Annotated in this window: 24 protein-coding genes and 4 tRNA genes; 23 read left to right on the forward strand and 5 right to left on the reverse strand. The window is 43.0% G+C overall.

Going from position 1 to position 22,262, the window contains the following annotated elements; translation table 11 throughout:
- Positions 1–18 precede the first annotated feature (18 nt).
- Positions 19–201, forward strand: coding sequence for a hypothetical protein (locus ACQP6D_RS09415; RefSeq protein ID WP_367645234.1), 183 nt, complete (start codon positions 19–21; stop codon positions 199–201).
- Here the strand turns inward: ACQP6D_RS09415 and dksA are convergent.
- The 3 genes from dksA to proC all read right to left on the reverse strand — a co-directional run bounded on the left by dksA (position 179) and on the right by proC (position 2,122).
- A complete protein-coding gene (dksA, locus tag ACQP6D_RS09420; protein ID WP_100140828.1) occupies positions 179–595 on the reverse strand; it encodes an RNA polymerase-binding protein DksA in 417 nt (138 codons plus the stop codon). The genes ACQP6D_RS09415 and dksA overlap by 23 nt on opposite strands.
- 160 nt (positions 596–755) lie before the next feature.
- Positions 756–1,319: a YggT family protein gene (locus ACQP6D_RS09425; RefSeq protein ID WP_427858044.1), complete on the reverse strand. Its 564-nt coding sequence runs from the start codon at positions 1,317–1,319 to the stop codon at positions 756–758.
- Positions 1,320–1,327: 8 nt separating this feature from the next.
- On the reverse strand, positions 1,328–2,122 hold the full coding sequence (proC, locus tag ACQP6D_RS09430; RefSeq protein ID WP_427858045.1) for a pyrroline-5-carboxylate reductase: 795 nt from the start codon (positions 2,120–2,122) through the stop codon (positions 1,328–1,330).
- Between the two features lie 303 nt (positions 2,123–2,425).
- Here proC and ACQP6D_RS09435 point away from each other — a divergent pair, with 303 nt between their 5' ends.
- Entirely contained in the window at positions 2,426–4,096 is a 1,671-nt protein-coding gene (locus ACQP6D_RS09435) for a vWA domain-containing protein (RefSeq protein WP_427858046.1), read from the forward strand.
- A 623-nt stretch (positions 4,097–4,719) separates the two neighbouring features.
- The gene (gene pdxY / locus ACQP6D_RS09440; RefSeq protein ID WP_427858047.1) at positions 4,720–5,586 is read left to right on the forward strand and encodes a pyridoxal kinase PdxY; all 867 of its coding nucleotides are present in this window, start codon (positions 4,720–4,722) and stop codon (positions 5,584–5,586) included.
- A gap of 91 nt (positions 5,587–5,677) precedes the next feature.
- Here the strand turns inward: pdxY and ACQP6D_RS09445 are convergent, their stop codons facing one another.
- Positions 5,678–6,394, reverse strand: a complete 717-nt coding sequence (locus ACQP6D_RS09445) for a YggS family pyridoxal phosphate-dependent enzyme (RefSeq protein WP_367645227.1) — start codon at positions 6,392–6,394, stop codon at positions 5,678–5,680.
- Between the two features lie 160 nt (positions 6,395–6,554).
- On the opposite strand from ACQP6D_RS09445, the gene ACQP6D_RS09450 reads away from it, so the two are divergent.
- The 4 genes from ACQP6D_RS09450 to ruvC all read left to right on the forward strand — a co-directional run bounded on the left by ACQP6D_RS09450 (position 6,555) and on the right by ruvC (position 10,676).
- Positions 6,555–7,598 (forward strand): type IV pilus twitching motility protein PilT, encoded by a 1,044-nt coding sequence (locus tag ACQP6D_RS09450; protein ID WP_267392020.1) that lies wholly within the window; start codon positions 6,555–6,557, stop codon positions 7,596–7,598.
- Between the two features lie 387 nt (positions 7,599–7,985).
- Complete coding sequence (locus tag ACQP6D_RS09455; protein WP_427858066.1) at positions 7,986–9,194, forward strand: PilT/PilU family type 4a pilus ATPase; 1,209 nt, start codon at positions 7,986–7,988, stop codon at positions 9,192–9,194.
- A gap of 105 nt (positions 9,195–9,299) precedes the next feature.
- The gene (murU, locus tag ACQP6D_RS09460) at positions 9,300–10,004 is read left to right on the forward strand and encodes an N-acetylmuramate alpha-1-phosphate uridylyltransferase MurU (RefSeq protein WP_267392022.1); all 705 of its coding nucleotides are present in this window, start codon (positions 9,300–9,302) and stop codon (positions 10,002–10,004) included.
- A gap of 120 nt (positions 10,005–10,124) precedes the next feature.
- Entirely contained in the window at positions 10,125–10,676 is a 552-nt protein-coding gene (ruvC, locus tag ACQP6D_RS09465) for a crossover junction endodeoxyribonuclease RuvC (RefSeq protein WP_100140820.1), read from the forward strand.
- Between the two features lie 109 nt (positions 10,677–10,785).
- On the opposite strand, the gene ACQP6D_RS09470 is transcribed toward ruvC, so the two are convergent.
- The gene (locus ACQP6D_RS09470) at positions 10,786–11,571 is read right to left on the reverse strand and encodes a DUF2071 domain-containing protein (protein ID WP_427858048.1); all 786 of its coding nucleotides are present in this window, start codon (positions 11,569–11,571) and stop codon (positions 10,786–10,788) included.
- Positions 11,572–11,893: 322 nt separating this feature from the next.
- Here ACQP6D_RS09470 and dprA point away from each other — a divergent pair, with 322 nt between their 5' ends.
- The 16 genes from dprA (at position 11,894) to rplL (ending at position 22,210) form a co-directional block, all read left to right on the forward strand.
- Entirely contained in the window at positions 11,894–13,072 is a 1,179-nt protein-coding gene (gene dprA, locus ACQP6D_RS09475) for a DNA-processing protein DprA (RefSeq protein ID WP_367412756.1), read from the forward strand.
- Between the two features lie 11 nt (positions 13,073–13,083).
- Positions 13,084–13,542 (forward strand): DUF494 family protein, encoded by a 459-nt coding sequence (locus tag ACQP6D_RS09480; RefSeq protein WP_267392027.1) that lies wholly within the window; start codon positions 13,084–13,086, stop codon positions 13,540–13,542.
- Between the two features lie 139 nt (positions 13,543–13,681).
- Complete coding sequence (topA, locus tag ACQP6D_RS09485; RefSeq protein ID WP_427858049.1) at positions 13,682–15,976, forward strand: type I DNA topoisomerase; 2,295 nt, start codon at positions 13,682–13,684, stop codon at positions 15,974–15,976.
- Positions 15,977–16,055: 79 nt separating this feature from the next.
- Positions 16,056–16,628 (forward strand): 16S rRNA (guanine(966)-N(2))-methyltransferase RsmD, encoded by a 573-nt coding sequence (rsmD, locus tag ACQP6D_RS09490; RefSeq protein WP_427858050.1) that lies wholly within the window; start codon positions 16,056–16,058, stop codon positions 16,626–16,628.
- An 88-nt stretch (positions 16,629–16,716) separates the two neighbouring features.
- Positions 16,717–16,971 carry a YfhL family 4Fe-4S dicluster ferredoxin gene (locus ACQP6D_RS09495; protein ID WP_100140814.1) on the forward strand — a complete coding sequence of 85 codons (255 nt, stop codon included), beginning with the start codon at positions 16,717–16,719 and terminating at the stop codon, positions 16,969–16,971.
- 112 nt (positions 16,972–17,083) lie between these two features.
- Positions 17,084–17,167 (forward strand) — tRNA-Tyr (locus tag ACQP6D_RS09500).
- Between the two features lie 39 nt (positions 17,168–17,206).
- Positions 17,207–17,280: transfer RNA gene (locus ACQP6D_RS09505), tRNA-Gly, on the forward strand.
- A 24-nt stretch (positions 17,281–17,304) separates the two neighbouring features.
- A tRNA-Thr gene (locus ACQP6D_RS09510) sits at positions 17,305–17,379 on the forward strand.
- Positions 17,380–17,421: 42 nt separating this feature from the next.
- Positions 17,422–18,612 carry an elongation factor Tu gene (gene tuf, locus ACQP6D_RS09515; protein WP_100140805.1) on the forward strand — a complete coding sequence of 397 codons (1,191 nt, stop codon included), beginning with the start codon at positions 17,422–17,424 and terminating at the stop codon, positions 18,610–18,612.
- A gap of 8 nt (positions 18,613–18,620) precedes the next feature.
- Positions 18,621–18,696 (forward strand) — tRNA-Trp (locus ACQP6D_RS09520).
- 62 nt (positions 18,697–18,758) lie between these two features.
- Entirely contained in the window at positions 18,759–19,211 is a 453-nt protein-coding gene (gene secE, locus ACQP6D_RS09525) for a preprotein translocase subunit SecE (RefSeq protein ID WP_427858051.1), read from the forward strand.
- Positions 19,212–19,213: 2 nt separating this feature from the next.
- Positions 19,214–19,747, forward strand: coding sequence for a transcription termination/antitermination protein NusG (gene nusG, locus ACQP6D_RS09530; RefSeq protein WP_100140812.1), 534 nt, complete (start codon positions 19,214–19,216; stop codon positions 19,745–19,747).
- A 126-nt stretch (positions 19,748–19,873) separates the two neighbouring features.
- Complete coding sequence (rplK, locus tag ACQP6D_RS09535; protein WP_037406890.1) at positions 19,874–20,305, forward strand: 50S ribosomal protein L11; 432 nt, start codon at positions 19,874–19,876, stop codon at positions 20,303–20,305.
- Positions 20,306–21,001: a 50S ribosomal protein L1 gene (rplA, locus tag ACQP6D_RS09540; RefSeq protein WP_100140811.1), complete on the forward strand. Its 696-nt coding sequence runs from the start codon at positions 20,306–20,308 to the stop codon at positions 20,999–21,001. It abuts the gene before it with no gap.
- Between the two features lie 279 nt (positions 21,002–21,280).
- Positions 21,281–21,781, forward strand: a complete 501-nt coding sequence (gene rplJ, locus ACQP6D_RS09545) for a 50S ribosomal protein L10 (RefSeq protein ID WP_100140810.1) — start codon at positions 21,281–21,283, stop codon at positions 21,779–21,781.
- Positions 21,782–21,835: 54 nt separating this feature from the next.
- Positions 21,836–22,210 carry a 50S ribosomal protein L7/L12 gene (gene rplL, locus ACQP6D_RS09550; RefSeq protein WP_100140809.1) on the forward strand — a complete coding sequence of 125 codons (375 nt, stop codon included), beginning with the start codon at positions 21,836–21,838 and terminating at the stop codon, positions 22,208–22,210.
- Positions 22,211–22,262: the final 52 nt, after the last annotated feature.

Below are 22,262 nucleotides of genomic sequence, written 5' to 3' on the forward strand. Positions count from 1 at the left end.
TTTTTTTTAGGTTTGATTTTGTCTGGTGATATGGGAATTACTGGTGGCAAAAAAAAGTCTGAGACACTGCCTATAATTGCAAGCTTGATAAGCGGAATAGTTGAAACAATATTTCTGGCGGCAAATAAAAAACGCTTTCTATTTCAGAAAGCGTTTTTTGGTGCTTATCAATTCAGTATCAGTCCACAAACTGTTTTTTAATTCGCTCACGCCTTTCCTGTGCTTCGACAGACAGAGTTGCAGTCGGTCGAGCCAGTAAGCGTTTCAGGCCGATAGGTTCACCGGTATCTTGACAGAAGCCATAATCCCCTTCATCCAGTTGACGTAAAGAGGCTTGAATTTTGCTAAGTAGTTTGCGTTCGCGGTCACGGGTACGCAGCTCCAGAGCATATTCTTCTTCCAGTGTCGCACGGTCTGCCGGATCTGGAGTGGTAGATTGTTCCTGCAAATGACCGGCAGTATTATTGGCATTGTGAATCAGCTCATCCTGAAGTTTCAGCAGCAAATCACGGAAGAAGGCTTGATGTTCTTCATTCATGTACTCTTCTTCAGGGCCGTTCCAGGCTTGGATGTCTTGTTCAGTGAGTTTAGCCATTATACAGTCTTTCTTTTGCGTAGCTCATTTAAGCAATTAGCTCAGGAATTGACAACTAGCTCTGTTTTTGAACAACATAATCCAGTTGTCAGGCTGTTAAAAAAGTTCGGGCATGATAGCATGTTTTTATAATCTATTCGTAAATTTGCATTAGACAACACTATCCACTAATCAGCCAGTATGAAATTTTATTTGCTGCTAGCGGTAACCACCAATCTAGACATAGCCATAATACAATTAGAATCACTGTCGCAGAAAAATCATATTTACCTAAGCGCAGTACAGCAAAAGGGCGGGTAAGAGGGGTGAAAATGCGCTGTAGGGTCAATAAAAGCACTGAATATGGCTTGCAGAGGCTTAAAAACATTCGTAATACCAGACCGATGAACAACGCGTAACACATGGCTCTGAGTGAAAACAGAACACTGGAAAATAAACTGGCTGCTATGCTACGCATATCTGGCTGTGTCCAGCCGAAAGTGGTAATGAGATTAATAACGGAAGCCAGAAAATAAATAATTATGGTAGCCACAATGCAGGCGATATCCCATCTACCTAGAGGTGGCACGATTCTGCGTAAAGGCCGTATTAGCCAATTGGTTGTTCGTACACTGAATTGCGCCAGCGGATGTAAAAAAGGCAAATTTCCCCACTGTAGCAAAAGCCGTGCCCAGCACATGATGGCTAGGGCACTGGCTAACAGAAAAATAGTTTTACTGATCACAAGTTACCTTAAGGAGCTAGTTGTTGTTGCATTTCTTCTGCACGGGTAACACTGGCTGCCACGCCATCAGCCACAACCTGCGACAGCTGATGCTGGTCGAATACTGATGTGGCGGCAAAAGTGGTTCCCCCTTTGGAGGTGACATTTTTCTGTAACTGCACAAATTCAGTACCAGACTGTTCTGCCAGTGAAACTGCACCTTTGAATGTGCCCAGACTTAATTGATGAGCTTCTTTTGTGCTGAATCCTTGTTGTATGGCAGCCTGTTGTAAAGCATTAAGAAAATAGAATACATATGCTGGGCCACTGCCACTGATGCCAGCAATACGGTTAATGGCGCTTTCTTCGTCCAGCCAAACCACTTCTCCAGTGGTACGCATAATGTTTTCGGCCAAATTTTTATCTGCTGTATCAATATTAGATGGTGCGTACAAACCGGAAATACCTAGGCCAATCTGACAGGGTGTATTAGGCATAATGCGGATGATGCGGTGGTGATTTTGAAGAAACTGGCTCAATGTGTTGATGGTTAATCCGGCAGCGATACTCAGCACTAAAGCACCGTTTAACTCAATACCTGCAGTTGACTGCTGCATATCCTGTGGTTTAACTGCTAGCACCAGTACGTCATCAGCATTCAGGGTAGGTAGTTTTTCACTACACCTAACCTGATAACAGCTGCTCAAATGTTGGCGTTTTTCCAGATTACGGTCAATCACTTCGATATCATAGCCGCCTTGTTTGCTCATTCCTGCAACGATGGCTGTAGCCATATTACCGCCACCCAGAAAATAAATACTCATTTCATTTCCTCTTTTTATTTATAAATATTAACAATTTGAATACAACAATATTCCAAGCTTGAAGCGAATGAATATTGAATATGCAATTCAATATTATATTCAAGATTTCTTGATACCGGTAAATGATTAAAGAGAGCTGTGGATTGAATAATCAGTTTTTATGTTGTGCGTAGCTCTTCCAACAACATAATTTTATTCGATAATTTCAAAGCTAAATACTATTTAAAATTACTACATGAGTTGGAATTTATTTAGGCTATATGTTAAATATATCATCTACTCTGATAAATAAAGGTGTTTATGTTGATAATAAATTCACAGCTTAGTAAAACCGGACGTTGTCTACTCGTGGCGTGGGTTGTAGGGTTATTGAGCGCTTGTGGTTCAGTCCATACAGTAAATGATGCTAAAGGTAGGGTGAACCAGGATGTTCCGGTAGCGGTCAATGCAGCGCCTAAGATAGGAAATTATGAATCCAGAATTGGCTTTAAAGGGGCTGAAACTTCACGCATATTTATGCAGACTGTGTACGAACATAATCAGCCAGATACAGCAAGGTATAAAAATTATTCAGATAATCCTATAAAACAAGTGATTACAGAGCCGGTAAGTACATTCAGTCTGGATATGGATACGGCCAGCTATGCAAACAGTCGGCGGTTTATAGCTAATGGAAGAATGCCGCATCCTGATGCTGTACGGGTGGAGGAATTTATTAATTATTTTCCGGATGCTTCGAATGAAGTACTGAAACCTCTCCTAGGTTCCCCGTTTGCTGCGACTTATGAGCTGACACCCAGTCCATGGAATGCAAACAAGGTATTGCTGAGGGTAAATATCAAGGCTGAAAACGTCCAATTTAAAGAGTTACCGCCATCAAATCTGGTATTCCTGGTTGACACCTCTGGCTCGATGGAAGGGCCGGATAGGTTAGATTTGTTAAAAAAATCATTAAAGTTATTAGTGAGCAGATTACGCCCGCAGGATAGAGTCTCTATTGTTACTTATGCAGGTAGTGCAGGGGTGGCGCTGGAACCAACATCAGGCAGCAATAAAGCCAAAATACGGGCTGCAATTGATAAGTTTGAGGCTGGTGGCAGTACAGCTGGCGGTGAAGGACTGAAGCTGGCTTATAAAATGGCTGAACAAGCCAAGGTAAAAGGTGGAATAAATCGCATATTACTGGCTACTGATGGCGATTTTAATGTTGGTATAAACAATGATGAAGAATTAAAGGCACTGGTGAGCACTGAAAAAGATAAAGGGATAACCTTATCAACACTGGGTTTTGGAGATGATAATTTCAATGATGCAATGATGGTGCAGATTGCGGATGCAGGAAATGGAAACTATAGCTATATTGATAGTTTGCAGGAAGCCCAAAAGGTATTACAGGAAGAAATGAGCGCAACTTTAGTTACTGTGGCTAAAGATGCAAAAGCACAGATTGAATTCAATCCTCGCCAAGTACTGGAGTATCGTCAAATTGGTTATGAAAAACGGCAGTTGAAACAAGAAGATTTTAATAATGATAAGGTGGATGCTGGTGATATAGGTGCAGGTAAAAAGGTTACAGTGCTGTACGAGCTTACTCTTGCCGGAGCCAAACCAAGTATTGATCCTTTGCGTTATCAACGCAAAAAAACGGATTCTGCCGGTGCTCAGAATGGAGAAATTGCTTTTCTCAAATTACGTTGGAAAGAGCCTGACAGTAAAAAAAGTGAAATGGTTTCTTTCCCAATAGAGAAGAAAGTGTTAGGAAGTTCTTTTGAACAGGCAGGGGTTGAAACTCGTTTCTTAGCGGCTGTGGCCGCATTCGGACAGAAACTGCGCCATAACCCAGAACTTGCAGAGACTTCTTACGAGCAGATTGCTAACTGGGCAAATAATGCCAAGGGTAACGATCCTCAAGGCTATCGCAATGAGTTTGTCCGCTTGGTCAGAAAAGCTGCTGTTCTTCAAACAAGTAAATAGTAATGAAGTGGATAACGAAAAATAAAGCAAACCATTTTTGTCATACATTAGTAATCGATGGAACTATTTTGCAGCTTTTTCAATGTTTGTGAATTCGATTTCAACGAATAATCTCTTTTTGAAGCTTAAAAACCAGCTATAAAGGCTGGTTTTTTGTTTTCATTGTATCTGGTTTAGTTTTAAAAAAAGAAAAACCTTTCATAGGCATAAGAATACTAGGTACATATAACAAAATAGGTAATAAAAGCAAAATGCACTGCCTACAGCGGAGAAAAGAGTTTTAGTATGCTGGAGTTACGACTACAATTTAATTAATAATCAGTTTAATCAGCAAAGTAGGGGTTTTTCTCCTGATGTATACTGGTGCACATTTCATCAGAAAACCTGATTAAATCTCTATATGAGGTGATGTAAGCAACCAATACAACTTTATATGTTGGCAATTGGTATGTATTGTTGTTAAAAAGAAAAATTGTGATTTAAGGTGTTGTGGTAAGTAAGTATTTATTTCTGCCGGCATAATCTGCGTATAATCGGCATAAATTTATATATGTCTGCTTACATAGCATATTTTTAGCACATTTGATGATTCTTGAATTATCAGATTGTAAAATGGCAATTTTATGAAAAATATACTTTCAATTCAGTCTCATGTGGTATTTGGCCATGCGGGTAACAGCGCAACGGTCTTTCCTATTCGCCGTTTAGGCGTTAATGTTTGGCCCTTAAATACAGTCCAATTTTCTAATCACACACAGTACAGGCAGTGGCAGGGTACAGTGATGCCGGCTCAGCATTTACTGGATGTGGTTGATGGTATTGCGGCCATTGATGAACTGAAAAACTGTGATGCTGTACTGAGTGGATATATGGGTTCTGCCGAGCAAGGCAGTGCCATTATTGATATTGTCCGCAAAGTGAAGCAGGCCAATCCTCAGGCCATTTATTTCTGTGACCCAGTTATGGGCCATCCAGAAAAAGGCTGTATTGTTGCCGGAGGTGTGGCCGAATTCTTATGTGATGTAGCCCTGCCACAGAGCGATATGATTGCGCCTAATCTGTTTGAACTTGAAGAGTTGAACAACAGGCAACGCATTCAAAATGTGGAAGAAGCGGTTGCTGCCTCTCGGGCTCTTTGTACAAAAGGTCCGCGTGCTGTGCTAGTGAAACATTTAAGTCGTGCTGGGTATCAAACCGACCGCTTTGAAATGCTGTTGGTTACGCCGGATTCAGCGTGGCATATTCACCGGCCGCTGGTGGATTTTGGTGAACGTCAACCTGTAGGCGTAGGTGATATGACAAGTGGAATTTTTCTGGCAGATTTTCTTTCTGGTAAATCTTTGCTTGAAGCATTTGAACATACAACTTCAGCTGTCTATGCGGTTATGCAGGAAACTTTAAAACGCCGGCAGTATGAATTGCAAATTGTAGCCGCTCAGGATGAAATTGCTCATCCGTCACAGTGGTTTAAGGCAGAAAAAATAGCCTGAAGCAGTACTTGATTAAACTGACAATAATTTAGTAGAAAAACGGCCGGTGAGCAGAGCTTACCGGCCGTCTTATAATCAATTTTAAAGCTAACTAATCATATTTTGTCTGTGTATAGTGACGTTGACCAAAAATAGCACTACCTATCCGAACATGAGTAGCTCCACTGGCAATAGCCGTATGCATGTCGGCACTCATTCCCATAGATAATACATCAACTGTGAATCCTGAATGATGCAGGTGCTGGAATAAAGTCTGCATCATACCGAATTGCTGCCGCAATTCGGTTTCAGTACTATCTGCTTTGGCCACGCACATCAGCCCGCGAAATTTTAGACGTGGTAAAGTGCTGATGAAACTAGCTAATTTCAATAATTCTGTTATATTTGCTCTAATACCATGTTTATTTGTTTCAGCAGCAATGTTTATTTCAATACAAACATTCAAGGGTGGTAAGTGCTCTGGCCGCTGTTCATTTAAACGGCGAGCAATTTTTTCACGGTCAATCGTATGCACCCATTGTGCCCGTTCTGCCACAATCCGGCTTTTATTTGATTGAATGTGTCCGATCATATGCCAGACAATATCGTATTCGGACAGCATGCTGGTTTTATCACTAAACTCTTGAATGTAATTTTCACCAAAATCACGCTGACCAGCTTGATACAGTGTGGCTATATCACTGACAGGAAAGGTTTTGCTCACCGCAATCAGTTGAACGTTTTGTGGCGCTTCAGTTTGCTGGCGGATGCTGGCTATTTCAGCCAATACCTCACGCCAGTGTGTAATCAGAGAATCTGAATTTTTCATATCACATAGTTTTTTTTCAGTTTTTTGAATTCAATTCGGCTGTCTTTGAAAAAATTTTTCCAGCATCACAAACATTTTCATTTTAAAGCTTCGGCAACTTGATTAAAATAAGAGCAGATATTTGTCCCTGCACATCGCAGGCAAGCATAACGGAGTAAATATGCAGCTAACCGATTTATTGGCCTTCGGCGTTAAAAACAAAGCTTCCGACTTGCATCTGAGTGCTGGTCTTCCTCCTATGATACGCGTTAATGGTGATATCCGCCGTATTAATCTGCCCGAACAGAGCGCAGAAGAAGTAGGTAAAATGATAGCTTCCATTATGAACGACTATCAACGCAAAGATTATCAGCAAAATCTGGAAACTGACTTTTCGTTCGAACTTCCCAATGTCTCTCGGTTTCGTGTCAATGCCTTTAACACCGAGCGCGGCCCCGCTGCAGTTATGCGTACCATTCCCAGTAAGGTATTGACGCTGGAAGAGCTCAAAGCGCCAGCAATTTTTCAAAAAATTGCTGAAATGCCACGTGGACTAGTGCTGGTAACAGGACCTACCGGCTCCGGTAAATCAACTACTTTGGCTGCAATGATTGATTACATCAATAATCACGATGCCGGCCATATTCTAACCATTGAAGATCCGATTGAGTTTGTGCATCAGAGTAAAAAATCGTTGGTAAACCAGCGTGAACTTCATCAGCATACACTCAGCTTTGCTAATGCACTGCGTTCAGCTTTGCGCGAAGACCCTGACGTGATTCTGGTAGGGGAAATGCGAGACCCTGAAACAATAGGTCTTGCACTGACAGCTGCTGAAACCGGTCACCTTGTGTTCGGTACTTTGCATACTACTGGTGCAGCAAAAACGGTAGACCGTATTGTGGACGTATTTCCTGCTGGTGAAAAAGAAATGGTGCGTTCTATGTTGTCTGAAAGTCTTCAGGCAGTAATTTCTCAGACTTTACTGAAAACTAAGGATGGCAATGGCCGTGTTGCAGCTCATGAAATCATGATCAGTACTCCGGCAGTGCGCAACCTGATTCGTGAGAACAAAATTGCTCAGATTAACTCTACTTTGCAGACGGGGCAGAAATTTGGTATGCAAACGTTAGACCAGTGTTTACAACAATTGCTGCGTGAAAATCGTATCAGTTTAGATGTAGCACGATCTAAAGCGGTCAGTCCTGATCAGCTGGCAGGATAGTAATTTATAGTTTTATATTCAGGAAAGCGTGTTGCCATGGATATGCTGAAAGACGCCTCAAAAGAGTCCAGCTTGTCTGATTTATTATCAGATATGGTTAACCACTATCAACATCCCACCGCTGCATCAGCAACAGCTACACCTTCTCCCATTGTGGCAGAAGCACCGTCAGCAAATACTGTAAAAACAGATGCAAATGTAGCGGCTATACCGATACAAAATACACCAGATTCGAGGTCGGCAGATAAAGAAACAAGCACAGCAATGATGCAGGCAACACCTGTTGCTGCAATAGAAACCAAATCTGTACCTGCAAACGAACAGATTCCGGTCTCATCGGTTTCATCTACTGTCGAGTCACGCCAGACAACTATACACAATAAAACAATGACAGATTCTTCTACCGCAGTGCCGGCTCCAGCTACAACCGTCAGCACCCCAGCTCCAGTCACACTGGAACGGGAAGTAGTTCATATTCATCCAGTGCTGGAAAAAATGGCTGTTGAAGCCGTACGTCTGAATGCCGCTGATATTTTTATCAGTCCTAGTTTTCCACCATCATGGAAAATCGATGGCAAAATCACCCCCGCACCAACCAAACCTTTAACCGGCGAGGAAACTGCCAAGATTGCCATGTCTACCATGACAACCGTTCAGCGGCAGCGGTTTATGCAAGAACTGGATTTAAACTATTCCATTATTGCCAAAAATGGTGTGCGTTTCAGGGTTAATGCCTATCATGAACAAGGTAGGGTGGGTATGGTGCTGCGTCGGATTACTACCGATATCCCCACCACCCAGAGTCTGTTTTTACCACCAGTGCTGGATGAGCTGGTGATGAAAAAACGCGGGCTGATTATTCTTGCTGGTCCTACTGGTAGCGGTAAATCCACTACCATGGCCGCTATGCTGGATTATCGTAATGCCAATTCCGCCGGCCATATTCTCACCATTGAAGACCCGATTGAATACGTGCATAAACCCAAGAAGAGTATTATCACCCACCGTGAAGTCGGAGTGGATACTCTGAGCTGGGACAATGCAATGCAAAGTGCATTGCGTGAAGCACCAGATGTTGTTTGCGTAGGGGAGGTACGCAGTGATGAGAGCATGGCCTATGCACTGAAACTAGCGCAGACCGGTCACTTGTGTTTCTTTACTTTGCACGCCAGTAGTGCTAATCAGGCAATTGAACGTATTCTGAATTTCTATCCTGAAGAACAGCATAAGCAAGTGCTGATGGACTTGGCACTGAATCTCGTTTGCATCATCGGCCAGCGGCTGGCTGTGAAAAAAGATGGTAAAGGCCGTCGGGCTGTTATTGACCTGTTAATTAACACCGCCACTGTTCAGGACTATATCTACAAAGGCGAACTAATGCAGATAAAAGAGCTGATGGCCAAAGCAGGTAATGATGGTATGCAAACGTTTGATCAGTGTTTGTTTCAGCTTTATGTTGATGGTGTTATTGATTTTGAAGAAGCTTTACGCCAATCAGACTCACCAAATGATTTGCGCCTGCGGATTAATTTATATGAGCAAGGTGAAAAAGGCACAGCAATCTTTAATAGTGGTACTGAGCTCAATCTGATTTAGATTGTCTGTTCCCATTAATCAATTATCATCCTTAATTTTCAGGCAAAGCTGATCGCTTTGCCTGTTGTATTATAGGCTGCAAAAATATCAAGGAATTTAATCATCATGAAAGCCATGATTCTTGCCGCAGGACGCGGTGAACGCATGCGTCCACTGACAGATACCTGTCCAAAACCATTACTAAAAGTAGGTGGAATACCATTAATCGAACATCATTTGCGCCGCCTACAGAAGGCAGGTTTTCGAGAAATTGTGATTAATCATGCTTGGTTGGGAGAACAAATTGAAAATTCTTTGGGAAACGGGCAAGCTTATGGTCTGGAAATTTCTTATTCTGCTGAAAAAGAAGGAGGGCTAGAGACAGCAGGTGGAATTGCTACTGCTTTACCTATGCTCGGCAATACACCGTTTTTGGTGATAAACGGAGATGTACTAACTGATATTGATTTTGTCGGGGCGTTAGAAATCAGTAACGAATTAGAACAGTCTGGTAATCTGGCTCACTTATGGCTAGTAGATAATCCATCTCATCATCCAGAAGGAGATTTCCATCTGTTGTCATCAGGAAAAATAACCGAACGTCAGACGAATACTTCAGCATTAACTTTTAGCGGAGTAGGTGTATATCATCCTGCCTTGTTTAAGGGTATTCAGGCTCATAACAGAGCAAAACTGGCTCCTTTATTGCGTAAAGCCATGCAAAATGATCTGGTTAGTGGTGAATATTACAATGGCTTCTGGCTGGATGTAGGAACAATAGAAAGATTACAGCAGGCCAATCAATGGTTCGAAACCAGACACGGCAAATGAGCCACAAACAATGGCTATATACGGTAACATTATTCTCATTCAAATAGATAAAATTAATTGACAGGCTATATTGTCTGTCACTTATTTTTAGCATATTTACTTTGATTTAGCAGTATAAACATGCAAATACAGCAGTCTGAACAATCCACTATCCGTATTCTTGGTGTCGACCCCGGTAGCCGTGTAACCGGCTTTGGCGTAATTGACGTAATCGGTCGCCAGCACATTTATGTTGCCTCTGGCTGCATAAAAACCGTCGCGGGCTCAACACTTGCCGATCGCATCCGAGTTATTGTACAGAATTTACGCGAAGTGATTGCCACTTATCAGCCCACACAGACAGCAGTCGAACAGGTGTTTGTCAACGTTAATCCTGCGGCCACACTGGTATTGGGTCAGGCACGTGGAGCGGCCATAGCTGCACTGACACTAGGTGAGTTACCGGTATTCGAATACACAGCCCTGCAGGTAAAGCAGGCTGTCGTCGGGCAGGGTAAGGCGGCTAAGGAGCAGGTACAGCATATGGTGGTACAAATGTTGTCTCTGTCTGGAACACCTCAGGCAGACGCTGCAGATGCCCTAGCAGTAGCATTAACCCATGCCCTACGCAATTATAGTCTGGCTTCGAAAATTCAACAGGGATTAACCATTAAATCTGGCCGTTTTCGTTAAATTAAAATAATCAGATTTATTCATAAACAATTTAGCAGCTGATAATCTAAATCTACTACTGAAATCCCAACCTTTGCCCAACTAACTTTATTATCTATTTGCAATTATTTTATAAAGCAGTGGGTGGCAAATAAATGGTAAATTCATTAATAGGTTGAAGCAATACACTGTAGGGCTGTTGTTGTTCATCTTCTTGAACCAGTTTCATCCGGCTCAATAAAGCAAATTGTGCTGATTCAAGTGTAGCTGGTTTCACAGCCAATCGATCATGCCAAACCCGATAAGTTCCCAATTTACCATTACGTCGATAGTAAAAACCAGCCAATGGATGGGTCAGATAGACTAGTGCCGTTTCGTTGTCAGCAAAACCTTGAAAATGAAATTGTTGTTCAGGTTGCTGCTTTAATTGTACTCTAGCCGGCGCCCACTTTGCCTTTGTATGCATTTCATAATGTCGATAGCAGCCTGATTGCTGGTCAAAGTCACAAATAAAACCCATTTTGCCCGGATGCCAAGGTAGTTTCCATATATGACGAGGTACCATAATGGTCCACGAATCCAATATCGTACCCAAAAACCAGACACAACGTTCGCCGGTTGTCGTATCAATTATATAAATTCGGTAATTGGTCTGTCCCATGCTGAATACAGGAAACGGATAAACTGCTGATGTAAAATCCACGTCCATAAATGGCACAACTGAAAGCAAACCTTTTTCCTGACCATCAATAAAGATAGTATCCAGCTTGAAACGAGGGGGAAATAATCCTGCAAATCTGTGTGCATCAACTGCATAAGTAATAATGGCAAAATGTTTTAATTTACAGTTAACATCGATTCCAGAAGGTGTTGGACGCGGATGTAGAAAATCCTTAAATTTAAGTGATAATGGCATATAATTACCCAAGACTTTCAATCCAGAAAGTTAATCAGTCTCAACCTACATTAATATTCGCAAAATTAAATATACAGTAATAATTTACAAAAATAAATATAAATTGATAATAATTTGCTAAAAATTTACAAAATAATGTTTTTAAAAAACAGCTAAGAATGTTGGATAATAAAATAAAACACAAAATTAAAATGTTATAATTTTTATTTTAATAATATTATTCTATTGAAATAATATTCAAATAATGCCATTAAATAATCAATTGTAATATAAATTATCCTTTGTCATAATTGATAAATTACAAACTGTAAAGAAAATGTAAATGAATGAGCTCGAGCGCTATGCTTGGATTGAGCTGGCATTAACACCTTATATTGGCAGTGAAACATTTTTACGTATCTTAAAACATTTTGGTTCGGCACAAATCGCTTTGGCCGCAGATGTGGCAGAAATTAAACCTTTCCTGATTCGTTCTCGGGCCGGTCAATACTGGCGCAGTGAGGAGGCAAGAAAAGCAGCTGAAGCCGCCCTGCAATGGGAGCAAAAGCATGAAAATGCACGCTTATTATTGCTGGCTGAAAATGATTATCCACCATTGCTTTCTGAAGGTTTGACACCGCCTCCATTATTATTTATACGTGGTAACATCCATTATCTGCAACAGCCCTCGTTGGCTATTGTTGGCAGCCGACATGCTACGCCACAAGCAATGCGTATTGCCCGTGATTTTGCCAAGGCATTAGCACAAAAAGAAATTGCTGTGATATCGGGCATGGCTGATGGTATAGATACCGCAGCCCATCAAGGTGCTTTACTTGGCAAAGGTACTACTGTTGCCGTCTGGGGCACAGGAATTGATCGCGTGTATCCGGCACGCAACAAATCATTGGCTGCTGAAATTGCCGAACATGGCTGTATAATTTCAGAATTTCCACTAGGCACTCGTTCTTTGGCCGGTAACTTTCCCCGTCGCAATCGCCTGATTGCAGCCCTCAGCCAAGGTACCCTAGTGATAGAGGCTGCAACCGAATCTGGCTCCCTGATTACTGCGCGATTGGCCGGTGAAATGGGTCGTGAAGTTATGGCAATACCTGGTTCGATTGATAACCCATTAAGCAAAGGTTGTCATGCATTGATAAAACAGGGTGCCAAACTGGTTGAAAATCTAGATGATATACTGCATGAGTGCCCTTTCCTCTTGCAAAAAACGCAAGTGCATTCATATAGCCATCAATCTTCACAATTTATTCAATTAGATACACCTGTACTGCTTGTTGAAGAGACTGAAGATCTCTTATTAGACAAAACAGCTGCATCAGCACTCACATCGCCGGAGAAACAAATTCTGGATGGATTAGGTTATGGTATCGTACATCCAGATACACTGGTCTCAACACTTGGCATCCCTGCTACAGATGTGTATGCTAATCTTATGGCACTGGAGCTAGGTGGCTGGATTACCGCACTGCCGGGCGGTTGTTATCAACGCATTAAATCTTGAAAGGATTGCAAATGATTGATGTAATAGCGTTTTTGATTGAGCACTTTCAAGACGTTGATGCTTTTCCTCCACGTAAAGATCTAGGAGCGCTTTTGGAAGAGGTGGGTTTTAATGATGATGAGATAGGGGATGCCTTAACTTGTCTTGACGAGCTGCGTTTCGAACCCCTGATTCCGGCCGATACCTTGCGCAGCAGTACCGGATTCCGAATTTTTAATGAAGAAGAGCTGGATGCACTCCCGTTGGATGTTCGTGGTCTAATACATTTTCTGGAACAGAATGGTGCACTCAATCCTGAACAACGTGAATTCGTACTCAATGCTTTAATGAATTTGCCGTATGACGACATCACTGTGGATCATGCTAAAGTACTGGCCTTACTGGTCTTGTGGGCACACCGGTCAGAATTGCCAGTACTCATTGGTGATGAATTAATGGCTGCGCTTAATGGTGAAGCCATGATGCAGTAAATTACTGACAGCGAAACGGCATTAAAGCTTTCAGTCAGAACGTCTGAAAGCTTTTTGCTTTGTCCGATTGTATTTATTAGAATAAAACAAACTACCAACATATCACAAATATTTAAATTACGAATGTGAGCCTGAGCGAATGGCAAAAAACCTGTTGATTGTTGAATCTCCATCAAAAGCGAAAACGCTGAAAAAATATCTTGGCAGCGACTTTGAAATTCTCGCTTCCTATGGACACGTGCGCGATCTGGTACCTAAAAGTGGTGCCGTCGATCCGGAAAATGACTTTGCCATGAAATACCAGCTGGTCAGCCGTAATGCCAAACATTTGGATGCGATTGTGTCAGCAGCAAAAGAAGCTGATGCACTTTATTTGGCAACCGACCCGGATAGAGAGGGTGAAGCTATTTCCTGGCATTTACAGGAAATACTCAAATCTAAGCGTGGCCTCAAAAACCTACACCCAAAGCGGGTAGTATTCCATGAAGTAACCAAAAAAGCCGTATTGGATGCGGTTGCTCATCCGCGTGAGCTGTCACAAACATTGGTGGATGCACAGCAGACACGGCGAGCTCTGGATTATCTGGTTGGTTTTAATCTGTCACCTTTATTATGGAAAAAAATTCGCCGAGGTCTGTCTGCTGGCCGCGTACAAAGCCCGGCATTACGCATGATTTGCGAGCGCGAACAAGAAATCCGTGATTTCACGGCACAGGAATATTGGACAGTTCATTTGGACAGCCACAAAGCGCGTACCAAATTCACCGCCAAACTCACACACTGGCAAGGACAGAAACTCGAGCAATTTGATATACCAGATGAAACTCAACAGCAGGAAATAGTCAGCGCCCTGCAGGGGCAGCCGGCACATGTTTCCAAGGTAGAAAAGAAAAAGCGCAGCCGTAATCCAGCTGGGCCATTTACCACCTCCACTATGCAGCAGGAAGCAGTGCGTAAACTTGGCATGACTACCGACCGTACCATGCGCACAGCCCAGCAATTATATGAAGGTGTAGACGTAGGGCAAGGTGCAGTGGGGCTGATTACCTATATGCGTACCGACTCCGTCAGCTTGTCAGATGATGCCGTTGTTGAAATACGCCATTATATTGATAACAAAATTGGCAGCGACTACTTACCATCTACAGCAAAGGTCTACAAAACCAAATCAAAAAATGCTCAGGAAGCACATGAAGCTATTCGGCCTACTTCGGTTTACCGTACACCAGAAGAAGTGAAACCCTTTCTGACTTCTGATCAGTTTCGCCTGTATCAGATGATTTGGCAACGTGCGGTGGCCTGCCAGATGGCACCAGCTCGTTTCGATACCACCAGTGTCGATATTGTTGTAGGAAAAGGTGTTTTTCGAGTAACTGGACAGGTACAGACATTTGCTGGTTTTTTAAGCGTTTACGAAGAAGGTGTCGACGATAGCGAAGATGATGAAAATGCCAAAAAATTGCCTCCATTGCAGGAAGGAGATGATTTGCCGGTAGATAAAATATTTGGCGAACAGCATTTTACTCAGCCACCACCCCGTTATTCTGAAGCCAGTTTGGTAAAAGCACTGGAAGAGTATGGCATTGGCCGTCCTTCAACCTATGCCAGCATTATTTCCACACTGAAAGAACGTGAGTACGTCACACTAGAACAAAAACGGTTTCTGCCCACCGATACCGGTGAAGTCGTCAATAAATTTCTTACCGAGCATTTCGGTCAATATGTAGATTACAACTTCACCGCCAGACTGGAAAATCAGCTGGATGATATTGCCGGCGGCAAGCGAGAATGGAAGCCGGTAATGCAACAGTTCTGGAAAGGTTTTGACAAAGAGGTTAAAGCCAAGGAAGACATCCCACGCGCAGAGCTGACAGCAGAAAATCTTGATGAAATCTGCCCGAAATGTGGAGCTCACCAGCTACAGATTAAATTTGGCAAACGTGGACGCTTTATTGCCTGTAGCGGTTATCCAGATTGCGATTACACCCGCAACGTGAATGAAACTGCTGAAGAGGCAGCCAAAGCTGCAGAAGAACCTACCATCGTTGAAGGGCGCAGCTGTCCCAAATGTGAAGGACAACTGGTATTCAAGCGTGGCCGTTATGGTAAATTCATTGGTTGCGCCAATTATCCCAAATGTAAATATATCGAACCTTTGGAAAAACCTAAAGATACCGGAATTGAATGTCCGAAGTGTCATCAAGGCAGCCTGATCGAACGCAAGAGCCGCTATGGCAAACTGTTTTACAGTTGCAATACTTATCCCGATTGTGACTATGCCGTGTGGAATCCGCCCATTAACGAACCCTGTCCGCAATGCGGTTGGCCGGTTCTGACCATCAAAACCACCAAACGGCGCGGAACCGAAAAAGTTTGTCCTCAAAAAGAGTGTGGCTATACCGAACAGATAGAACCTCCCGCACCCAAAGAATAGAGCAGGCTGCTCAAAATAAATAAAAAAACTTAAGACTTTCAGCATGCCTGAAAGTCTTTTTTTACCGGAAAAAACTGACATGGCCAGAATACTTCAGCAGCATCGCAATCAGGTACGCATTATTGGCGGTACCCATCGAGGCCGTAAAATAACATTTCCGACCGCCGAAGGTCTGCGTCCGACGGCAGATAGCGTGCGCGAACGTCTGTTTAATTGGCTGGGGCAAGACTTAACAGGTATGGCAGTACTGGATTTATTTGCCGGTAGTGGCGTAATGGGATTGGAAGCAGCTTCAAGAAGGGCTGAAACCGTTACGCTGATAGAAAAAAATCGTCTGGTGGCACAGGCAATAAAAAATAACCTTCAACAATTGAATTTCAATCAGGTAGAACTTATTTATACAGATGCACAGAATTTTCTCGCAACTAACAGCCAGCAGTTTGACATAATATTTCTCGATCCGCCTTACCAATGGCAGCAGTGGCCAGACCTTATGCAGGCCCTTGTCCCGCATCTGAGACCTCAGGCACATATCTATCTTGAAAGTAATACATTACCAACGCTGCCAACTGGGTGGCAGATACTGCGAGAGGGTAAATCAGGAATAAGTCGTTTTGAATTATTAACTTACTGTAAACCAGAAGCGCCTTGATTAACAGGCACTCAATGGGATACAGACAAAATAATGGTATAATCCGCGCCCAACGGTTTTGAGTAAAATTTAACGATAAAGGAAAAATATGTCACTCTTGATAACAGATGAGTGCATTAATTGCGACGTATGCGAGCCTGAGTGCCCCAACAACGCTATTTATCAGGGCGATGAAATTTATGAGATCACCCCGGAACGGTGCACACAGTGTGTAGGCCATTATGATGAACCACAATGTCAGCAGGTGTGTCCGGTAGATTGCATTATCATTGATGAAGAACACCCAGAAAGCGAAGAAGAGCTGGAAGCTAAATATCAACGGCTGATGGCAGAAAAAGAATAAAACGAAACAGGCTGAAGTGTATTTGAAACAGTTAATTACTCTCTTAAGTAAAAAAAATTGCTTAAGAAGCTTGACGAAGATACAAATCAACATTATCATGCCGTTCTCTTTTGGAGGGATTCCCGAGCGGCCAAAGGGGGCAGACTGTAAATCTGTTGCGAAAGCTTCGAAGGTTCGAATCCTTCTCCCTCCACCAAATTCCAGTCTTACTTGGAGTAGTTTTTTAAGTAAGTATGCGGGTGTAGCTCAATGGTAGAGCAGAAGCCTTCCAAGCTTACGGTGAGGGTTCGATTCCCTTCACCCGCTCCATATTAAGTAAATACCTACCGTAATGCCCATGTAGCTCAGGGGTAGAGCACTCCCTTGGTAAGGGAGAGGCCGACAGTTCAATTCTGTCCATGGGCACCACCTAAATTGATAAACCTAATCATCTTTAGATAGGAAGTAGCCATGGCTAAAGAAAAATTCGAGCGGAGCAAACCGCACGTAAACGTTGGCACCATTGGTCACGTTGACCATGGTAAAACCACATTGACTGCTGCAATCTGTACCATTTTGTCTAAAAAATTCGGTGGTGCAGCGAAAGCTTACGATCAGATTGACAATGCCCCGGAAGAAAAAGCCCGTGGTATTACTATTAATACATCACACGTAGAATACGAAACAGCCGAGCGTCACTATGCACACGTAGACTGCCCGGGACATGCTGACTATGTGAAAAACATGATTACCGGTGCTGCACAGATGGACGGTGCGATTCTGGTGGTATCTGCAGCTGATGGTCCTATGCCACAAACCCGTGAGCACATTCTGTTGGCGCGTCAGGTAGGTGTACCATACATCATCGTTTATATGAATAAATGTGACATGGTAGACGATGAAGAGTTGCTGGAACTGGTAGAAATGGAAATCCGTGATCTGCTGTCTAGCTACGAATTCCCAGGTGATGACGTTCCATTGATTAAAGGTTCTGCACTGAAAGCATTGGAAGGTGACCAGTCTGATATTGGTGAAGCTTCTATTATGGCTTTGGCTGATGCATTAGACAGCTACATTCCGACACCGGAACGTGCAGTAGACAAACCATTCCTGTTGCCGATTGAAGACGTATTCTCAATTTCAGGTCGTGGTACTGTGGTTACCGGACGTGTTGAACGCGGTGTAATCAACGTAGGTGACGAAATTGAAATCGTGGGTCTGAAAGACACCCAGAAAACTACTTGTACCGGTGTGGAAATGTTCCGCAAATTGCTGGATCAGGGTCAGGCTGGTGATAACGTAGGTGTATTGTTGCGTGGTACCAAACGTGAAGAAGTAGAACGTGGTCAGGTATTGGCAAAACCGGGCAGCATCACCCCGCACACCAAATTCAAAGCCGAGGTATACGTATTGAGCAAAGAAGAAGGTGGACGTCATACCCCGTTCTTCGCTAACTACCGTCCGCAATTCTATTTCCGTACAACTGACGTAACAGGCGCAGTAAGTCTGGCAGAAGGTGTAGAAATGGTAATGCCGGGTGAAAATGTGACCATCGATGTAGAGTTGATTCACCCAATCGCAATGGAAGAAGGCTTGCGCTTTGCGATTCGTGAAGGTGGCCGAACAGTTGGTGCCGGTGTGGTTGCTAAAGTTATCGCTTAAAGTTTTGTAGGCCAGTAGCTCAATTGGTAGAGTATCGGTCTCCAAAACCGAGGGTTGGGGGTTCGAGACCCTCCTGGCCTGCCAAAAAACAGACTAATCGGCCATAGGTCGGTTAGTCTTTTTTGTATTAATAAAAAGGTGGTTGTATGGACAACAAAACATCGAAAGATGTGGGAGCCAAAACCAAAGCACAATTAAAAGCTGAAGCTAAGCAACAACAGCAACTGGAAATCAAGCGTAATAAACGTTTTGATTTTCTTAAATACACCTTTTCAGCCATACTGATTGCTGCAGGTATTCTGGCATTCTATACTTTGGATGCGCAATTACCGCTTTACATTCGTTATTTATTTCCTTTAATCGGCGTAGTAGCGGCCATTGTAATCGTATTTTTCTGGAGTGCGGGCGGTCGTGAACTGACTGCCTATGTGCGCGATTGTGTGTCAGAAGCCAGAAAAGTAGTATGGCCTGAGCGCAATGAAGCATTGCGCATGACCCTGTTTGTACTGATATTTGTAGCTGTCTTGTCTTTATTTATTTGGGGTGTTGACAGCCTGATTTCATGGTTGTTGTTCGACATCTTTATGAAGAGGAGTTAAACATGGCAAAACAGTGGTATGTAGTACACGCTTATTCCGGTTTTGAAAAAAATGTTCAGAAAACCCTGAAAGAACGGATAGAACGTGAAGGAATGGGTGATTATTTTGGTCAGATACTGGTGCCGGTTGAAGAGGTAGTAGATATAAAAAATGGGCGCCGCAGTATTACTGAGCGTAAATTTTTTCCTGGTTACGTTCTGGTCGAAATGGACATGACTGATGCTTCATGGCATCTGGTTAAAAATACCCCGCGCGTTACTGGATTTATTGGTGGTACCGCTAATAAACCTTTGCCTATATCTGCTCGTGAAGTTGATGCTATTCTCCATCAGGTACAAAGTGGTGTGGAAAAGCCGAAGCCTAAAGTTTTATTTGATGTGGGTCAGCAGGTACGCGTCAATGAAGGTCCATTTAAAGACTTTAATGGTGTCGTCGAAGAAGTTAATTACGAACGCAATAAATTGCGCGTTGCTGTACAGATATTCGGTCGTGAAACACCAGTAGAATTGGAATTTTCTCAAGTAGAAAAAATTTAACTGTAAAAAATACAACACGAATAAACCTGTGCTTGTAAGGGAAAGAAATTTTCTTTATAATCACGGGTCTTGCTTTTGGGGAGCAGTATTAACTGCGTCATACCCGTTTATTTGGAGTTTAAACAAGTGGCAAAAAAAATTGTAGGCTACATCAAACTGCAGATTCCTGCAGGTAAAGCCAATCCATCTCCTCCGGTTGGCCCGGCTTTGGGTCAGCGCGGCCTGAATATCATGGAATTCTGTAAAGCATTCAATGCAGCTACGCAGAATGTAGAACCTGGCTTGCCGGTTCCGGTAGTGATTACAGCTTTTGCAGATAAATCATTTACCTTCGTGATGAAAACCCCTCCAGCATCTATTTTGCTGAAAAAAGCAGCTGGATTGCAAAAAGGCAGCTCTAACCCACTAACACAAAAAGTGGGTAAGGTAACTCGTGCTCAGCTGGAAGAAATTGCTAAGGCTAAAGAGCCTGATTTAACTGCTGCTGATTTGGACGCAGCGGTACGCACCATCGCTGGTAGCGCCCGTTCAATGGGTTTAGATGTGGAGGGTGTGTAAATGGCAAAACTTTCTAAACGTATGCAGGCTATCCGTGCTGCTGTAGAAACAAACAAATTGTACGCCATTGATGAAGCATTGAATCTGGTTAAAGCCAATGCTACTGCTAAATTTGATGAATCTATTGATGTATCCTTTAATCTGGGCGTGGATGCACGTAAATCTGATCAGGTAATCCGTGGTTCAGTGGTATTACCTAAAGGTACCGGTAAAACCGTGCGCGTTGCGGTATTCACTCAAGGTGCTAATGCTGAAGCAGCTAAGGCAGCTGGTGCTGACGTAGTAGGCTTTGATGATCTGGCTGCTGAAGTTAAAGCGGGTAATCTGAATTTTGATGTGGTAATTGCTTCACCAGATGCCATGCGTGTAGTTGGTCAGCTGGGTACCATTCTAGGTCCTCGTGGCCTGATGCCGAATCCTAAAGTAGGTACTGTTACCCCGAATGTGGCCGAAGCAGTGAAAAATGCTAAAGCTGGTCAGGTGCAGTATCGTACAGACAAAGCAGGTATTGTGCATGCTACTATTGGACGTGCTTCTTTCGAAGCTGCTGATTTGCGTGAAAACTTTAATGCATTGCTAGATGCTATTGTAAAAGCTAAACCGGCAGCAGCTAAAGGTCAATATCTGCGCAAAATTGCAGTTTCTAGCACTATGGGTGCTGGCCTGCGTGTTGACAGTGCTTCTGTAACTAATTAAGCAGTAAATATATAGTTATTGGCAGTCTGAATCAATTTTAGGCTGCCATCTAAATTCATATAAATGGTATGCATTTATATGTCGGGCTACTTAGAAATAAGTAGATGTCCAAGACCGTAGGGAATCTGTGCAAATTGTATAGATTTTAAAAATGTACCCTACGCAGACGGTAGTCCCAGATAATCTTAAGTAAGTGTGCTTACGGATGTCTTTTTGGGTTGCCGCGCTGGGTGGAGTAATACGCTTATTACTCTGTTTAAAAACAGTGGGAGGTAGACCTTGAGTCTCAATATTGAAACCAAGCAAGCAGCCGTAGCCGAAATCGTAGCAGCCATTGCTAACGCTCAAACTATGGTTATTGCCGAGTATCGTGGTATCAGTGTTGCCAGCATGACCGAACTGCGTGCCAATGCCCGTAAAGCAGGTGTATATCTGCATGTATTGAAAAATACATTGGCTCGTCGCGCTGTTGAAGGTACTTCATTTGCCGGATTAGCTGACCAGATGGTTGGTCCGTTGGTTTATGCGGTTTCTGAAGACCCGGTAGCTGCTGCAAAAGTACTGCACCAGTTCTCAAAAAAAGATGAAAAAATCGTATTGAAAGCAGGTTCATATAATGGTGACTTGCTGGACGTTGCTCAGGTAGCAGAGCTTGCTTCTATACCGAGCCGCGACGAATTACTGGCCAAATTGCTGGGTATTATGCAAGCACCTGTTTCTGGCTTTGCCCGTGCACTGGCTGCTTTGGCCGAGAAAAAAGCCGGCGAAGAAGCTGCATAATTTTCATCCTCTATATATTTAAATTTACATTCTCAATTATTGGAGTTTAATAGCATGGCTATTACTAAAGAAGACATCCTGGAAGCAGTTGGTAACCTGACCGTAATGGAATTGAACGACCTGGTTAAAGCTTTTGAAGAAAAATTTGGTGTATCTGCAGCTGCTTTGGCTGTTGCTGGTGGCGGTGCTGCCGGTGGTGCTGCTGCCGCTGAAGAAAAAACTGAATTTGATGTGGTATTGACTTCTGCTGGTGCACAAAAAGTTGGCGTGATTAAAGTGGTTCGTGCCATCACTGGCTTGGGTCTGAAAGAAGCTAAAGACTTGGTAGATGGCGCACCTAAAACTCTTAAAGAAGGTGTATCTCAGGCTGAAGCTGACGATATCAAAAAACAACTGGAAGAAGCCGGCGCTTCTGTCGAAATTAAGTAATTTCAGTTGTGTTTTACAGGCTGGTAGCTTAGGCTACCAGCCTGCTTTCGCT

It is taken from the genome of Snodgrassella sp. CS2, from assembly GCF_050310315.1.
Classification (GTDB): Bacteria; Pseudomonadota; Gammaproteobacteria; order Burkholderiales; family Neisseriaceae; genus Snodgrassella; species Snodgrassella alvi_E.

Bases quoted from the DNA above. Each gene is read 5' to 3' on its own strand.
- ACQP6D_RS09445 (WP_367645227.1), bottom strand. From the start codon at position 6,394: ATGAAAAATTCAGATTCTCTGATTACACACTGGCGTGAGGTATTGGCT.
- ACQP6D_RS09450 (WP_267392020.1), top strand. From the start codon at position 6,555: ATGCAGCTAACCGATTTATTGGCCTTCGGCGTTAAAAACAAAGCTTCC.
- tuf (WP_100140805.1), top strand. From the start codon at position 17,422: ATGGCTAAAGAAAAATTCGAGCGGAGCAAACCGCACGTAAACGTTGGC.
- ACQP6D_RS09470 (WP_427858048.1), bottom strand. From the start codon at position 11,571: ATGCCATTATCACTTAAATTTAAGGATTTTCTACATCCGCGTCCAACA.
- topA (WP_427858049.1), top strand. From the start codon at position 13,682: ATGGCAAAAAACCTGTTGATTGTTGAATCTCCATCAAAAGCGAAAACG.
- dprA (WP_367412756.1), top strand. From the start codon at position 11,894: ATGAATGAGCTCGAGCGCTATGCTTGGATTGAGCTGGCATTAACACCT.
- rplA (WP_100140811.1), top strand. From the start codon at position 20,306: ATGGCAAAACTTTCTAAACGTATGCAGGCTATCCGTGCTGCTGTAGAA.
- rsmD (WP_427858050.1), top strand. From the start codon at position 16,056: ATGGCCAGAATACTTCAGCAGCATCGCAATCAGGTACGCATTATTGGC.
- nusG (WP_100140812.1), top strand. From the start codon at position 19,214: ATGGCAAAACAGTGGTATGTAGTACACGCTTATTCCGGTTTTGAAAAA.
- rplL (WP_100140809.1), top strand. From the start codon at position 21,836: ATGGCTATTACTAAAGAAGACATCCTGGAAGCAGTTGGTAACCTGACC.
- ruvC (WP_100140820.1), top strand. From the start codon at position 10,125: ATGCAAATACAGCAGTCTGAACAATCCACTATCCGTATTCTTGGTGTC.
- secE (WP_427858051.1), top strand. From the start codon at position 18,759: ATGGACAACAAAACATCGAAAGATGTGGGAGCCAAAACCAAAGCACAA.
- murU (WP_267392022.1), top strand. From the start codon at position 9,300: ATGAAAGCCATGATTCTTGCCGCAGGACGCGGTGAACGCATGCGTCCA.
- ACQP6D_RS09455 (WP_427858066.1), top strand. From the start codon at position 7,986: ATGACAGATTCTTCTACCGCAGTGCCGGCTCCAGCTACAACCGTCAGC.
- ACQP6D_RS09480 (WP_267392027.1), top strand. From the start codon at position 13,084: ATGATTGATGTAATAGCGTTTTTGATTGAGCACTTTCAAGACGTTGAT.
- pdxY (WP_427858047.1), top strand. From the start codon at position 4,720: ATGAAAAATATACTTTCAATTCAGTCTCATGTGGTATTTGGCCATGCG.
- dksA (WP_100140828.1), bottom strand. From the start codon at position 595: ATGGCTAAACTCACTGAACAAGACATCCAAGCCTGGAACGGCCCTGAA.
- ACQP6D_RS09495 (WP_100140814.1), top strand. From the start codon at position 16,717: ATGTCACTCTTGATAACAGATGAGTGCATTAATTGCGACGTATGCGAG.
- proC (WP_427858045.1), bottom strand. From the start codon at position 2,122: ATGAGTATTTATTTTCTGGGTGGCGGTAATATGGCTACAGCCATCGTT.